Raw genomic sequence first — 15,106 nt, 5'->3', positions numbered from 1 at the left:
GCGGCTTTTTTGTTTTTGTGTCCGAGAGAGTGTGAGCCATGACCCACGACGTTGCCAAAATCTCCCCCTTTGCCCCGACAGAGCTGGCCGACCTGCCGGTGATTGAGGGCGTCCGTTTCGCCGCCTGCGAGGCCGGAATCCGCTACAAGAACCGCGACGACCTGATGGTCGCCGTGGTCGATCCGGGCACGACGGTCGCCGGCGTGCTGACGCAATCGAAGACGTGCTCGGCGCCTGTGCTGTGGTGCAGGCAGAGTCTCGAAGGCGGCAAGGCGCGTATTCTCGTCGTCAACTCGGGCAATGCCAACGCCTTCACGGGCAAGAAGGGCCGCGAAGCGGTCGAGGCGACCGCCGAATTCGCGATGAAAGCCACGGGCTGCGGCCGGGACGAGGTCTACCTTGCATCGACCGGGGTCATCGGCGAGCCGCTGGAGGCCGGCAAGTTCCGCCACCTGCTCGACGGCCTCGTGACATCGGCCAAGGCCGATGCCTGGCCCAGGGCCGCGCGCGCCATCATGACGACCGACACCTATCCCAAGCTCGCGACCCGCAAAGCACGGATCGGCAACGTCGAGGTCTCGATCAACGGCTTCTGCAAAGGCGCCGGCATGATTGCGCCCGACATGGCGACGATGCTCTGCTTCCTGTTCACGGACGCGGCGGTCTCGGCGCAGGCATTGCAGCAGATCATGAGCAGTGGCGCGGCAACGAGCTTCAATTGCATGACGATCGATGGCGACACCTCCACGAGCGACACCTGCCTGATATTTGCGACGGGCGCCGCGGCCAAGCGCGGCCAGAAGCCGGTCGACGAGGTCGGCGACCCGGCGCTCGCCGAGTTCACGGCGGCCGTGCACGACTTGTTGAAGGAACTGGCAATCATGGTCGCCAAGGATGGCGAAGGCCTGTCGAAGTTCGTGACGCTCGTGATCGAGGGAGCGGAAAGCGACGCCGCCGCCCGCCGCATCGGCCTGTCGGTTGCGAACTCGCCCCTGGTCAAGACCGCGATCGCCGGCGAAGACCCGAACTGGGGCCGCGTCGTGATGGCCGTCGGCAAGTCCGGCGAGGCCGCGGACCGCGACAACCTCTCGATCTGGTTCGGCAGCCGTGCCGTCGCCGAGAAAGGCGAACGCGCGGCGAGCTACGACGAGCCGACGATTGCCGCCTACATGAAGTCGCGCGAGATCGACATCCGGGTCGACGTCGGCGTCGGCGGCCCGGGCCGCGCCACGATCTGGACCTGCGACCTGACGCAGGACTATTTCGCGATCAACGCGGACTACCGCAGCTGAGGCCGGCTTCCCCGCCTTGCGAGGTCATAGTCGATGTACTTGCGCTGGTTGGCGATTTGATCAGCCAGATACTTGGCGTCGTGCCACACGCCCCAGATGAACGAGGAGCCACGTCGCGACTGCCAGGGCAGGCCGAGGAAATACAGGCCCGCCTCCGCCGAGACGCCACGCTGATGTCTCGGCCTGCCATCCTCGTTGAAAATATCGAGCTCTATCCAGCTGTAGTCCGCAACAAATCCCGTCGCCCAGATGATGGTGGTGATTCCCGCTTTCGCCAGATCGAGCCCTGAGATGGGATTGGTTATGCAATCGGAGTCTGGCCCGATGGCCCTGGCCTCCGCCTCTTCCGGGAGGTCGAGACCGTTGCGGACGACATAGGTGTCGGCTTCATCGAGCAGCGAGCGAAGGTTCTGGTCGCCCTGGTCAAGATTGTCGACGAGGTCCGGCGCGAAGCTGATCGCGCCATCGGCGTAGGCTTCCGTCCGCCCAACCAGAATCATTCCCCTCGCTGCAAGACGGCGAAAGTCGATCGTATGGCCGCCGCGTACACCGCTCACGGCGATCGTCACGTGTTCCCTGCCCGGCTCTCGAGCGACAGCATCCCATTTGCCAAGAACACCGAGCCACCAGCAGTAATCGCGACCGCGATAGGCCCGCGGCGGACGGTCGTGCGGGCCGATCGAGAGATAGACGCGCCGCCCGGCCTCGAGCAGTTCTTCCGCGATCTGGGTGCCTGATGAACCGGATCCCACGACGAGAATCGCTCCTTCGGTTAGCTGGCCCGGATTGTGGTAACCTGTGGAGTGCATTTGCACCACTCGGGCTTGCCGGGGAACCAACTCAGGAACAACGGGACGCTGAAAGGAGCCGGTTGCCGCGACGACGCTGTTGGCCTCGATCACGCCTGTGGAGGTTTCGACACGGAAGCCAGGACGACCGATCCTTCTTTCGACCTTCAAGACGTCGACACCGCAACGGATGGGGGCCGAGATCTTCCTGGCATAGGCGACGAAATAGTCCGCCACCGTTTCCTTGGCTGGGAAATCGTCGGGACCGACATTCCGGTCGACATCGGAAAATGCGAGAGCCGGAAAGCGATCGTGCCAGGCCGGGCCGTTCGCAACCAATGAGTCCCATCGTTCCGAGCGCCAGCGTTCGGCGATCCGATGCCGCTCGACGACGACATGAGGCACGCCCGCCTGGCTCAGATGCTCGCTCATGGCCAGCCCCGCCTGGCCTCCACCCACGACAAGCGTGTCTATCTTTTCAACTGACATTGTCGCCCTTTGCCAGGATCGCGAAGGCCCGGCGCCATTGGAGCACGCACAAGATGGTTGCGCGAACGAGCTTTTTCAGAAGCCCGTCAGAGCACGCGCGACAGGAATTCGCGTGTCCTCGGCTCCCGCGGGTTCGCCAGCACGGTGCGGGGCGATCCTCGTTCCATGATCAGCCCGTCCGCCATGAAGACGAGATCGTCGCCCACCTCGCGCGCGAAGGAAAGTTCGTGCGTCACCACCATCATGGTCATGCCGGTCGCCGCGAGGTCGCGCATCACCGCCAGCACCTCGCCCACCAGTTCTGGATCGAGGGCCGACGTCGGCTCGTCGAACAGCATCAGCTGCGGTTCCATCGCCAGCGCCCGCGCGATGGCGACCCGCTGCTGCTGGCCGCCGGAGAGCTGGGACGGAAAGGCCGCCGCCCTGTCCGCCAGCCCGACGCGCTCCAGCAACACCATGGCCTTGGCGCGGGCCTCCGCCGGCGGCTGCCGCTTCACCCGGATCGGCGCCTCGATGATGTTCTGCAGCGCCGTCATGTGCGGGAACAGGTTGAATTGCTGGAACACCATGCCGATGCGCGCGCGCATCTTCGCCACCTTGCGCTCGGGCAGCTCGTAGAGCTTGCCGGCGCGCTCGCGATAGCCGACCAGCTCGCCGCCGACCCACATGCGCCCGCCATCGATGCGTTCGAGATGGTTGATACAGGATAGGAGTGTGCTCTTGCCGGACCCCGACGGTCCGATGATGCACATCACCGACCCGGCCTGGACGTCCATGTCGATGCCGCACAGAACCTCTTTCGTGCCGAAGCTCTTGCGCAGGCCTCGGATGCGCACCATCGGCTCGGTCATGCACCGCGCCCGTAATGCCGTTCCAGCGCATGCTGCGCGATGGAGAGGATCGAGACGACGGCGAGGTACCAGAGCGAAGCGACGATCAGCAGCGGGATCGTCTCATAGGTGCGGGCGTAGATGAGCTGCGCGGTATAGAGCAGGTCGGCCATCGCAATGACGCTGACAAGCGACGTGCCCTTCACCATCGAGATCACCTCGTTGCCGACGGGCGGAATGATCACCCGCATGGCCTGCGGAAAGACGATACGGATGAAGATCGTCGCCGGGCCCATGCCCAGCGCCTTGGCGGCGCGGGTCTGGCCGGACGGTACCGACAGGATGCCGGCGCGAATCACCTCGGCGGTATAGGCCGCCTGCGCCAGGCCCAATCCGGCGAGGGCTGCGGTCAGCGGCGTGATCACGCTGTTGGTCGATGCGCTGTAGAGCACCGGGCCCCACGGAATCGCGAGCGTGATGTGCGCGTAGAGCGCGCCGAAATTGTACCAGAAGATCAGCTGCACCAGTACGGGCACGCTGCGGAAGAACCAGATGTAGAGCCAGCTCAAGGTGGACAGCAGCTTGTTGTCGGACAGCCGCATGATCGCGAGCGCCGTGCCCAGCACCAGGCCAAGCAACATGGCGGTCACGGTCAGTTCCAGCGTGCGGATGAGCCCGGCCAGGATCTGTTCGTGGAACAGGTATTCCGCCACGACCGGCCAGCCGAACGCGGGATTGGTCGCGACGCTCCAGGCCACGCCCGCCGCGATCAGCACGACCAGCACGCTGGCGGCCCAGGTCCAAGGACGACGCAGCGGGATCACCTGCATTGGCGTGTCCGATGGGGGCACGTCCGATGCAGGCTCGGCAGGCCCAGGCTCGGAAGGCTCCGGCGCGGAAGGCTCCGGCGCGCCTGAACTCATTTCTCTACGTTCGTCGGATTGAGCGGCGCGTGCTTGATGGCACCCTTCTCCAGGCCCCATTTGGTGACGATCTTGGTATAGGTGCCATTGTCGATCAGGTGCTGGATCGCCGCCTGCAGCAGGGGCGCCATCGGCGAGCCCTTGGGCAACGCCACGCCGATATAGGACGTGTCGGTGTAGCTGCCAACGATCTTGGTGCGGCCCTTGGATTGCGCGATGAAGTAGCTGACGGCCGTCGAGCCCAGCCAGAAGAGATCGGCCCGGCGGCTCATCATCGCTTCCGCGGCCCCGTTGCCGTCGTTGAAGGCAAGCGCATTGATCGGCTTCTTGCCGGCGGCGGCGCATTTGGACTGATGCTCCTCGGCGAACACCATCTCGCGCGAGCCTCGCGTGGTGGCGACGGTGATACCGCACAGGTCGTCGAGGGTCTTGACCTGTATCGGACTGTCGGCGTAGGCGGCGAACAATTCATTGCTCGTCAGCATGCCCACCATGTCGATCACCTTCAGGCGCACCACGGTGACGCCCATCTGCCCCGTCGCCGCATCGAACCGCTTGGCCTGCAGGCCCGGGATCAGCGTATCGAAGGTGGTGGGACGGAGCTCGAGGCCGAGCCCGAGCGACTGGGTCGCGGCACGCAGGATGTCGATCTCCCAGCCGACGATCTCGCCCTTCTCGTTGCGGAAATCATCCGGCGGAGAGCCCAGCGCAATGGCGACCGTGAAGGGCTTGCCGGCCACATCAGCCGGAACCATCTTCACCAGCGCCGGATCGGCCTGCTGGGCCAAGGCGGGATCCGCACCGGGTTGGAGCGCGGGTTGCTGCGCATGGGCAGGCAGCGCGACACCGGCGAGCATGGCGAGGAAGAGCAGCAGGCGGGTGACGGTCTTCATGAGCGAGGCTTTCCAATAAACGTGCCATTTTCCCGGGCATGGGCGCCCCGGCTGTGGAAGGTCGGGCGCGGCAGGCCGAGGCTGCCACGCAAGGTGCCATCGCCCTCGTACTCCGTTTGGGCCAGGCCTCGCCGTTGCAATTCCGGCACCAACCACTCCAGGCACTCCATCGCGGGTCCCGGCATGAAGGGCGGAATCAGGTTCCAGCCATCGCATCCCCGGCTCTCGAACCAGTCCTGCATCAGGTTCGCGGCCTCGCTGGCGGTCCCTACGAAAACGCAGTGTCCGGAGGCGCCGGCCTGGGTCTGGTACAGCTTGCGGATGGTCATGCCGGGCTGCCGGCCGAGCTCGACCAGCTTGTCATAGGCGCTCTTGACCGAGTTGCTGCCCGAGAGCGGCGGCGGCAGCGGCCCGTCGAGGTCATGACCCGATAAGTCACCGAACACCTCCGCCAGCATGGGCAGTCCGACGCGGGGATGCACCATATCCTGCATCTGTGCGAACTTGTCCTCGGCTTCGGCCTTGGTACGGCCGAGCACGGGGAGGATGCCTGGCATCACGAGCATGGAGTCCGGGTCGCGGCCCGCCTTGGCGCCGTGCTCCTTCACGCTGCGATAGAACGCGGTCGCCTGGTCCTTCGTTTTATGTTGTGCGTAGATCAGGTCGGCAATGCGGGCGCCCAGATCCTGCCCCGGGCCCGAGGAGCCGGCTTGCGCGATCACGGGATAGCCCTGGATAGGCCGAGCGACGTTCAATGGCCCCTTCACCTTCAGGATCTCGCCCTTGTGGTTCAGCGTGTGCAGCTTGGCCGGGTCGAAGTAGCGTCCGTTCTGCTTGTCGCGGATGAACGCATCGTCCTCCCAGCTGTCCCAAAGGCCGAAGACGACATCGACGAACTCTTCCGCCCGACGATAGCGCTTGCCGTGCTCGACATGGGCATCCAGACCGAAGTTGAAGGCCTCCTGCTCGCTCCACGACGTCACCACGTTCCAGCCCACCCGACCTTCGCTGACGTAGTCCAGCGAGGCGAACTTGCGGGCGACGTGATAGGGCTCGTTGTAGGTCGTGGAGGCGCTGGCGACGAAGCCCAGGCGCTCGGTTACCGCGGCGAGGGCTCCGATCACGGTGAGCGGCTCGAACACGTCGATGCGGGGATTGAACGACAGCTCGTCGTCGTCCTTGGCGGAGTGGCGCACGGCGATGCCGTCGGCCCAGAACATGAAATGGATGCGGGCGCGCTCGACGGCGCGGGCCATTTCTTTCCAGAGCCGGATATCCATCGCAGCGTTCGCCTCGGCTCCCGGCATCCGCCATCCCGCGACGTGAGCGCCATTGGCAACGATGTTGAACCCAAGCTTCATGCGGCGAGGCGAGGCACTTTTCATGTTTGAGCTCTAAAGAATGTAAGACAAGGCCGAGACCCCTTGCGGGAACCGCTGGCGGCCGCCAAGCAGGAAGCCCACCATAGGCGGCAAATATCCGCAGGGTTCAACTGCAGGCGGTGTGTTGCCTCAATAACAAAACATTATGAAGCACCGCTGGCCGCTGATCGTCGCGGCGCGGCCACGCGCCTAGAGTGGCACGCCATCGACGCCATGCGTCGCTCGCATCGATTTGAACAGACGCTTCATGATGCTGGAGAACTCGCTGCACAATCTCGAGTTCTGATGATGGCTTGGCGTCACGACCACACAATCGAAGGTCAGACGGGGCTTGAAGGGCCGAACGACAAATCGCTTGTTGCGGAGCGTGGATACCGAGAAGGGATCGACGATGGAAACCCCCAGGCCGGATGCCACGAGCGCAACGGCGCTCCCGGCCAGGGTGGTTTCGAGGATTTCATGCCGTGGAACCCGAGCCTCGTCGAACAGCTGATCGACCTTGAGACGAAAGGAGCTACTCTTGCCGAGAGAGATAAACGGCAAGTCCCGGAGATCGTCCGGACCGATGGATTGCTTCCGTGCGACGGGATAATTTGGCGGGACGACACAGACAGCCTCGACAAGCGGCAAAGGAGTCAAATCCACGCCAGGGAACTCCCCGCTGGCGTCGGCAAAGCCGACATCGAAATGACGTCCCGCGACGAGCTCCAAAATCGAGCGCGTGTTCATGCTTTCATGCATCACACTGACCGCCGGCCTGTCTGCGTGGAACAGCTTGATCGCCTCGGTGATGCAGCTCAGTGAAAGCGCGCTGATCGATGCGATTCGCAGGGAGCCCGCCTTCGTGTGCTGAAGATCGCTGGCGATCTTCGCGATCCGATCGATTCCAACGTAGAACCTGTCGACTTCGGCAAAGAGAATCGTGCCTTCGTGCGTCGGAATGAGGCGATTGCCCGCGCGCCGGAACAGCCGGAACTTCAGATGCGTTTCGAGATCCTTTACCAGCCGGCTGACTGCAGGCTGAGTGACTCGCAGGAATTCTGCAGCATTTGTCATGCTCCCCGTCAGCATCACGGCCCGGAACGCTTCAATCTGCCTTGTGTTCAGCTGCAAAGCGCGGTTCTCCCGAGAGACTGGGATTCACTATCACGCTTCACGACTTTGTGCCGACCGCTGGTCTCGCGCCCGCTCAGCCGTGTCCAGGCAGGAGCCCGCGCGCCAGTGCCCGCTGAGAGCAGCAAGCAAAATCACTGCCACGACGCCACAATCGTTGACCGCGCGGTCTTCCGTTTGTCGCAGCTTCGAAGTCGCAGTGGTCCGGTTACTCCGCGGGCTTCAGCGTCGCCTGGCTCATGTCGCGCTCGCCGGGCAGCATCGAGATGGCGCAGAAGCCCAGGAACGCGCAGCCCGCCAGCACCATCAGCACGACCGGGAAGCCGGCGGCCTTGACCAGCGGGCCGATCAGGGCGACCACGACCGAGCTGACACCGAAGCCGATCGCGAGCCTGGCACCGGTGACGCGGCTGCGCATGCGGTCGTCGATGTACTTCACGATCATGGCGTCGGTGAACGGGATGGCGCCGAACACCAGCAGCATGAAGCCGATCGCCGTGATGAACAGCGCCCAGTCCTGGACCTGCGAGGCGATCAGGAACAGCGGCACCTGCAGGAGCACGATCGGCACGTAGACGTTCTTCAGCGGATAACGGTCGATCAGCTTGCCGACCACGAGCTGGGCCAGCGAGGCGAGCGAGAAGATCACGAACAGCATCATGGCGAGCTCGGCCGGGTCCTGGACCGCGCCCTTGACGCGCTCGCGCAGGAGCTCGCCGTTACCGTTGGTCGTGAAGTTGAAGACGATGCTGCCGGTCACCGCGGTGAAGGTCATGATGGCGAACACGCGCGCCATCACGGCCGGCGGCAGGTCGATCATCTTCTGTTTCCGCTTGGCCGGCGCCTCCTGCTCGCGCGGCACCAGGGCGACGAAGGCCACGGCGCAGATCAGGCAGATCACGCCTGGGATAACGAAGGCCATCTGCCAGCCGAAGCGCTGGGCGATGTAGACCGAGACGCCGGCGGCGATGGCGATGCCCATGTTGCCGGCCAGCCCGTTCACGCCGATGGTGAAGCCGTAGTTCTTGGCCTTCTGCACCAGCATCGGGATGCCGACCGGATGGTAGATCGAGGCGAAGGCGCCCATCAGGGTCAGCGCGATGCCGATCTGCCACTTGTTGCTGCACAGCGCGATGATCAGCGAGGACACACCCATGCCGGCGAAGAAGATCACCATCATGATCCAGCGGCCCCAGTGGTCGCCGAGGCGTCCGCTCACGATCGAGCCCATGCCGAACATGAACAGCGCGCCGTAGTTGAACGGCGTGAGCTCGGTCCATTCGACGCCCCAGACACCCGCGATCACGCCCCAGGTGTAGGCGAAGACCACGATCAGCCAGTGATCCATGGCGTGGCCGATGTTGAGCAGGATCGCCGTCGGGCTGCTGTGACTCATTACGCGTTTCCTCCTACCGCCAGACTAGGCGTGGCGGCTTTGTCTGTCTTGCGCTAGACTGCCAACTTATGTCGCGAAATAGACAATCCGTCCCCAACCGGTCGACCGACCCGCTCGACTACCAGCGCGTGCCGCGGGCGGTTGCGGCCATGCCCAAGGACTTCGCCTCGGGCTTCGAGGTGCTGCCGCATGTCCACGAGCGCGCCCAGCTGATCTACGCCACCGCCGGCACCATGCGCGTCTCGACCGATGACGGCATGTGGATGGTGCCGCCGCAGCGCGCCTTGTGGATGCCGGCCGGTGTGCGCCACAGCATCATCATGCTGAGCGATCTCACCATGCGGACGCTCTATCTGCGCGAGGACGCCGCCGCGTTCATGCCTGAGGTCTGCCGCGTGCTGCCGGTATCGGCGTTGCTGCGCGAGCTGATCGTGCGCGCCACCGAACTGCCCTTGGACTATGACGAGAAAGGGCCCGCCGGCCATGTCGTGGCGCTGATCATCGCCGAGCTGCGCGGCCTGCAATCCCTGCCCCTTCAATTGCCCATGCCGAGCGACCCCAAGCTGCGCGCGCTCTGCCAGGCGCTGCTCGCCGCGCCGGGCGATTCACGCACGCTGGGTGAATGGGCGGCGACGCTCAATGCCAGCGCGCGCACCCTGGCGCGGCACTTCCAGAGCGAAACCGGCCTTTCCTTCGGCGCCTGGCGCCAGCAGGCGCGCGTCCTCGAAGCGATGGGACGGCTGGGAAGTGGCGCCCCAGTGACGCAGGTGGCTCTCGATTTGGGCTACGACAGCGTTAGTGCTTTCAGTGCGATGTTCCGGCGTGCAGCAGGCACCTCCCCAAGCGCGTATCGCCATCGCCCTTGAAAGGCCATGCAATGCCTGTGGATTTGTTGTTTCGCCCCAAGCGGTTAACGCACAAGGTTCTTGACGTAACCATTGCGAATATACCCAATGCGCGACCCTTTTGGGCTATGCTCTGAACTGTCATTTACCCGGCACCCGCCAAGTCATCGGTGATGGCCGCCTGGAGTTTCTGTTGAAGCCGACCGACATCAAGAATCCCGACTACTTTCACAAGGTCGTCGACTGTCAGTGGGCCTGTCCCGCCCACACCCCGGTCCCCGAGTACATTCGTCTGATCGCTCACGGGCGGTACTCCGACGCGTACATGATCAATTGGAAGTCCAACGTCTTCCCCGGAATCCTGGGACGGACGTGCGACAGGCCGTGCGAGCCGGCATGCCGGCGCAGCCGCGTCGAGGACGAGCATCTCGTAAAGGGCAAGAAGGAGCCGGTCGCGATCTGCCGGCTGAAGCGCGTCGCCGCCGACTACAAGGACGACGAGGGCATCAAGGCTGCGATGCCCAAGGCGCCGGCGAAGAACGGCAAGCGCATCGCCTGCATCGGCGGCGGCCCCGCCTCGCTCACCGTGGCCCGCGACCTCGCGGTGCTGGGCTACGAGATCGTGATCTACGACCAGGATCCCAAGCTCGGCGGTTTCATCCGCACCCAGATCCCGCACTTCCGCCTGCCTGAGTCGGTGATTGACGAGGAAGTCGGCTACATCACCGGCATCGGCAACATCGAGTTCCGCCACCAGAAGGTGGACTCGATGAAGAAGATCCTGGCCGAGGGCTACGACGCGGTGTTCGTCGGCTCGGGCGCGCCGCGCGGCCGCGACCTCGACGTGCCCGGCCGCAGGGAAGCCGCCGCCAACATCCATATCGGCCTCGACTGGCTGTCGTCGGTCTCGTTCGGCCACATCAGCAAGGTCGGCAAGCGCGTGATCGTGCTGGGCGGCGGCAACACGGCGATGGATTGCTGCCGTACCGCGCGTCGTCTTGGCGGCGAGGACGTCAAGGTGATCGTCCGCTCCGGCTTCGACGAGATGAAGGCGTCTCCCTGGGAAAAGGAAGACGCGATGGGCGAGGACATCCCCATCCTCAACATGCTCGTGCCCAAGGAAGTCACGCACAAGGACGGCAAGATCACTGGCGTGCTGTTCGAGAAGGTGAAGGCCGAGTACGACGCCAAGGGCCGCCGCTCGCTGATCCCGTCGGGCGAGCCCGACGAGCATTACGAATGCGACGACGTGCTGGTGGCGATCGGCCAGGAGAACGCCTTCCCCTGGATCGAGAACGACGCCGGCATCGAATTCGACCGCTGGGGCCTGCCCAAGCTCAACGAGGCCACGCTGCAGAGCACGCAGGCCAAGGTGTTCTTCGGCGGCGACGCAGCCTTCGGGCCCAAGAACATCATCTGGGCGGCCGCACACGGCCATGATGCGGCGATCTCCATCCACAAGATGCTGATCGGCGAGGACCCCGACGAGCGGCCCGCGCCGGGCGTCAACATCGTCAGCCAGAAGATGGGCATCCACGAGTGGAGCTACGACAACGCTCCCACCATCGACCACCGCTTCAAGGTCCCGCACCGCGCCAAGGCCGAGGCGCTGAAGGACATCATGGCCGAGGTCGAGCTGGGCTTCGATCCCAAGCTCGCCTTCGAAGAGGCCCAGCGCTGCCTGAACTGCGACGTGCAGACGGTATTCACCGGCACGCTCTGCATCGAGTGCGACGCCTGCGTCGACATCTGCCCGATGGACTGCATCACCTTCACCGAGAACGGCGAGGAGAAGGACCTGCGCACCCGCCTGATGGCGCCGGCGGTCAATCCGACCCAGGACCTCTATATCGGCAACGACCTCAAGACCGGCCGCGTCATGGTCAAGGACGAGGATGTCTGCCTGCATTGCGGGCTGTGCGCCGAGCGCTGCCCGACCGGCGCGTGGGACATGCGCAAGTACTACATGGAAATGACTCAAGCGGAGCACGCATGCCGCAAGCACTAGCCGCCGTTAACGACTTCGTCGTCAAGTTCGCGAACGTCAACGGTTCCGGGTCGGCCTCCGCCAACGAGCTCTTCGCCCGTTCCATCCTGCGCATGGGCGTGCCGGTCAGCCCGCGCAACATCTTCCCGTCGAACATCCAGGGCCTGCCGACTTGGTACGAGGTGCGCGTCACCGAGAAGGGCTATCTCGGCCGGCGCGGCGGCGTCGACATGATGGTCGCCATGAACCCGCAGACCTGGGCCGAGGACGTCAAGGAGATCGAGCCGGGCGGCTACCTGTTCTACGACAGCACCAAGCCGATGCCCTCTTCGATGTTTCGCGAAGACATCAACATCGTCGGCGTGCCGCTGACGGCGATCACCAACGCCACCTACACCGACGCCCGCCAGCGCCAGCTGTTCAAGAACATCATCTATGTCGGCGCGCTGTCGATCCTGCTCGATATCGATCCCGAGGAGATCAAGAAGCTGTTCGGCGAACAGTTCAAGGGCAAGGAGAAGCTGCTCGATTCGAACGTCAAGGCGCTGAACCTCGGCCGCGACTGGGCCACCCAGCATCTCGAGCCGGGCATGGTGAAGCTGAAAGTCCGGCGCGCCAACAACGTCGGCAACCGCATCTTCGTCGAAGGCAACAATGCCGCCGCGCTCGGCGCCGTCTATGGCGGCGCCACGGTGTGCGCCTGGTATCCCATCACGCCCTCCTCCTCCTTGGCCGAGGCCTTCCAGTCGCACTGCAAGCGGCTGCGCCACGACAAGGAGACCGGCAAGGCCAAGTACGCCATCGTCCAGGCCGAGGACGAGCTCGCCTCGATCGGCATCGTGATCGGCGCCGGCTGGAACGGCTCGCGCGCCTTCACCAGCACCTCGGGCCCGGGCATCTCGCTGATGACCGAGTTCATCGGCCTCGCCTCCTTCGCCGAGGTGCCGGCGGTGCTGGTGAACGTGCAGCGCGGCGGCCCGTCGACAGGCATGCCGACGCGCACCCAGCAGTCCGACCTGCTCTCCTGCGCCTACGCCTCCAACGGCGACACCAAGCACGTGATGCTGTTCCCCGAGGATCCCAAGGAGTGCTTCGACTTCACGGCCGACGCGCTCGATCTCGCCGACCGCCTGCAGACGCCGGTGTTCGTCATGACCGATCTCGACATCGGCATGAACCACCGCCTGTGCGAGCCCTTCGTGTGGGACGAGAAGCGCGTCTACGACCGCGGCAAGGTGATGACGGCGGCCGACCTCGACGCCGGCAAGACCTTCGGCCGCTATCTCGACGTCGACGGCGACGGCATCCCCTTCCGCACCTATCCCGGCACGCATCCGACCAAGGGTTCGTACTTCACCCGCGGCACGACCAAGGACGAGTTCGCGCGCTACTCCGAGGAAGGCGCCGTCTATGTGCGCAACATGGAGCGGCTGCAGAAGAAGTTCCACACGGCCGCCAGGATCGCGCCGCAGCCGCTGCGCTACTCCTCGCCCAAGGCGACGCGCTTCGGCGTGATCTACTTCGGCTCGACCAGCCCGGCCATGGCCGAGGCGCTGGATCATCTCGAGGAGGCCGGCAACCACGTCAATGCGCTGCGCGTGCGGGCCTTCCCGTTCTCCCAGCCGGTCGAGGACTTCATCCACGAGCACGACAAGGTGTTCGTGGTCGAGCAGAACCGTGACGGCCAGCTGCGTTCGATGATCATGAACGAGTTCACGCTCGACGCGCGCAAGCTCGTTCCCGTGCTGCACTATGACGGCACCCCCATCACCGCGCGCTTCATCGCGGCCGACATCGCCAAGAAGCTCGCTCAGTTCAAGGTCGTTCCGTTCGAGAAGGCGGCGTCATGACGTATATCGCCAAGCCCAAGCTGCACCATCCCTCGCTGGTCAAGAACAAGGCCGGCTACACCCGCCGCGACTATGAAGGCGCGGTCTCCACGCTCTGTGCCGGCTGCGGCCACGATTCGATCAGCGCCGCCATCATCCAGGCCTGCTACGAGCTCGATATCCTGCCGCACCAGGTGGCCAAGCTCTCGGGCATCGGCTGCTCGTCCAAGGCGCCGACCTACTTCGTGGGCGCCAGCCATGGCTTCAACACCGTGCACGGCCGCATGCCGTCGGTGATGACCGGCGCCAACCTCGCCAACCGCGACCTCATCTACATGGGCGTGTCGGGCGACGGCGACTCGGCCTCGATCGGCCTCGGCCAGTTCGCCCACATCATGCGGCGCGGCGTGAACATGACCTACATCGTCATGAACAACGGCGTGTACGGCCTGACCAAGGGCCAGTTCTCGGCCACCGCCGACAAGGGCTCGGTCAGCAAGAAGGGCGTCGCCAACTCAGACGAATCGATCGACATGGTGTCGCTCGCCATCCTGATGGGCGCGACCTTCGTCGGCCGCTCCTTCTCGGGCGACAAGCACCAGTTGGTGCCGCTGATCAAGGCAGCGATGGCCCACAAGGGCGCGGCCTTCCTCGACGTCATCAGCCCGTGCGTGGCCTTCAACAACCACGCCGGCTCGACCAAGAGCTACGACTATGTGCGCGAGCACAACGAGGCGCTGAACCGCATCGACTTCATCGAGGGCCGCGAGGAGATCACCACCCAGTACGCCCCCGGCACCATGACGACGGTGCAGCAGCATGACGGCTCGTGGCTGCGCCTGCGCAAGCTCGGCGAGGAGTACGATCCCTCCGACAAGGTCGCCGCCATGAAGCGCGTCCAGGAGGGCATGGCCGCCGGCGAGGTCGTGACCGGCCTTCTCTATGTCGATCCGACGCCGAAGGACCTGCACCACCACCTGAACACGGTCGAGGCGCCGCTCAACACGCTGAACACGCCCGACCTCTGCCCGGGCCCGGCGGCGCTCGACAAGATCAACGCGAGCCTGCGCTGAGCTTTGCCGGGAGCGCGCCACTCTGCGGCGCTCATGACCGACCGAGCAACACACTAGCCTCACCCTGAGGAGCGCCCCCCTCGAGTACCTCGGGGTAAACTCCGTGCGCGTCTCGAAGGGGGGCAACATTACGACTGTATCCCACCCTTCGAGACGCATCGCTTCGCGATGCTCCTCAGGGTGAGGTGGTGGTGGTTCGGCCGGCAGAATGCATGACGCACCACGAAGTGGCGCGCATTCAGCTAGCTCTGCACAGTGGTTCTGAC

Annotated in this window: 12 protein-coding genes; 5 read left to right on the top strand and 7 right to left on the bottom strand. The window is 64.7% G+C overall.

The features are described 5' to 3' along the window. Positions 1-38 precede the first annotated feature (38 nt). The gene (argJ, locus tag RSO01_RS29280) at positions 39-1,292 is read left to right on the top strand and encodes a bifunctional glutamate N-acetyltransferase/amino-acid acetyltransferase ArgJ (protein ID WP_147154106.1); all 1,254 of its coding nucleotides are present in this window, start codon (positions 39-41) and stop codon (positions 1,290-1,292) included. On the opposite strand, the gene RSO01_RS29275 is transcribed toward argJ, so the two are convergent. From RSO01_RS29275 to RSO01_RS29245, 7 genes are all read right to left on the bottom strand, one after another. After that, positions 1,280-2,569, bottom strand: coding sequence for a flavin-containing monooxygenase (locus RSO01_RS29275; RefSeq protein WP_147154105.1), 1,290 nt, complete (start codon positions 2,567-2,569; stop codon positions 1,280-1,282). The two genes, argJ and RSO01_RS29275, sit on opposite strands and share 13 nt — an antisense overlap. Positions 2,570-2,655: 86 nt before the next feature. After that, positions 2,656-3,420: an amino acid ABC transporter ATP-binding protein gene (locus tag RSO01_RS29270; protein ID WP_147154104.1), complete on the bottom strand. Its 765-nt coding sequence runs from the start codon at positions 3,418-3,420 to the stop codon at positions 2,656-2,658. Then, complete coding sequence (locus RSO01_RS29265) at positions 3,417-4,229, bottom strand: amino acid ABC transporter permease (RefSeq protein WP_218037492.1); 813 nt, start codon at positions 4,227-4,229, stop codon at positions 3,417-3,419. The genes RSO01_RS29270 and RSO01_RS29265 overlap by 4 nt, the downstream gene beginning before the upstream one ends. An 89-nt stretch (positions 4,230-4,318) precedes the next feature. Then, the gene (locus RSO01_RS29260) at positions 4,319-5,215 is read right to left on the bottom strand and encodes an ABC transporter substrate-binding protein (RefSeq protein WP_147154102.1); all 897 of its coding nucleotides are present in this window, start codon (positions 5,213-5,215) and stop codon (positions 4,319-4,321) included. Then, positions 5,212-6,576, bottom strand: coding sequence for an LLM class flavin-dependent oxidoreductase (locus tag RSO01_RS29255; protein WP_147154101.1), 1,365 nt, complete (start codon positions 6,574-6,576; stop codon positions 5,212-5,214). Before RSO01_RS29255 ends, RSO01_RS29260 begins: the two co-directional genes overlap by 4 nt. A 210-nt stretch (positions 6,577-6,786) precedes the next feature. After that, positions 6,787-7,710 (bottom strand): LysR substrate-binding domain-containing protein, encoded by a 924-nt coding sequence (locus RSO01_RS29250; protein WP_147154100.1) that lies wholly within the window; start codon positions 7,708-7,710, stop codon positions 6,787-6,789. A gap of 208 nt (positions 7,711-7,918) precedes the next feature. After that, positions 7,919-9,106: an MFS transporter gene (locus RSO01_RS29245; protein WP_147154099.1), complete on the bottom strand. Its 1,188-nt coding sequence runs from the start codon at positions 9,104-9,106 to the stop codon at positions 7,919-7,921. Between the two features lie 68 nt (positions 9,107-9,174). Here RSO01_RS29245 and RSO01_RS29240 point away from each other — a divergent pair, with 68 nt between their 5' ends. The 4 genes from RSO01_RS29240 (at position 9,175) to RSO01_RS29225 (ending at position 14,840) form a co-directional block, all read left to right on the top strand. After that, positions 9,175-9,972 (top strand): AraC family transcriptional regulator, encoded by a 798-nt coding sequence (locus RSO01_RS29240; protein WP_147154098.1) that lies wholly within the window; start codon positions 9,175-9,177, stop codon positions 9,970-9,972. 172 nt (positions 9,973-10,144) lie between these two features. Next, positions 10,145-11,959: an FAD-dependent oxidoreductase gene (locus tag RSO01_RS29235; RefSeq protein WP_147154097.1), complete on the top strand. Its 1,815-nt coding sequence runs from the start codon at positions 10,145-10,147 to the stop codon at positions 11,957-11,959. Beyond that, positions 11,944-13,788 carry a 2-oxoacid:acceptor oxidoreductase subunit alpha gene (locus RSO01_RS29230; protein WP_147154096.1) on the top strand — a complete coding sequence of 615 codons (1,845 nt, stop codon included), beginning with the start codon at positions 11,944-11,946 and terminating at the stop codon, positions 13,786-13,788. The genes RSO01_RS29235 and RSO01_RS29230 overlap by 16 nt, the downstream gene beginning before the upstream one ends. Continuing rightward, positions 13,785-14,840 carry a 2-oxoacid:ferredoxin oxidoreductase subunit beta gene (locus tag RSO01_RS29225; RefSeq protein ID WP_147154095.1) on the top strand — a complete coding sequence of 352 codons (1,056 nt, stop codon included), beginning with the start codon at positions 13,785-13,787 and terminating at the stop codon, positions 14,838-14,840. Before RSO01_RS29230 ends, RSO01_RS29225 begins: the two co-directional genes overlap by 4 nt. Positions 14,841-15,106: the final 266 nt, after the last annotated feature.

Source organism: Reyranella soli (assembly GCF_007992495.1).
GTDB classification, from domain to species: Bacteria; Pseudomonadota; Alphaproteobacteria; order Reyranellales; family Reyranellaceae; genus Reyranella; species Reyranella soli.
The sequence above is the reverse complement of the archived record's forward strand: the minus strand, read 5'-3'. Positions and strand labels throughout refer to the sequence as shown.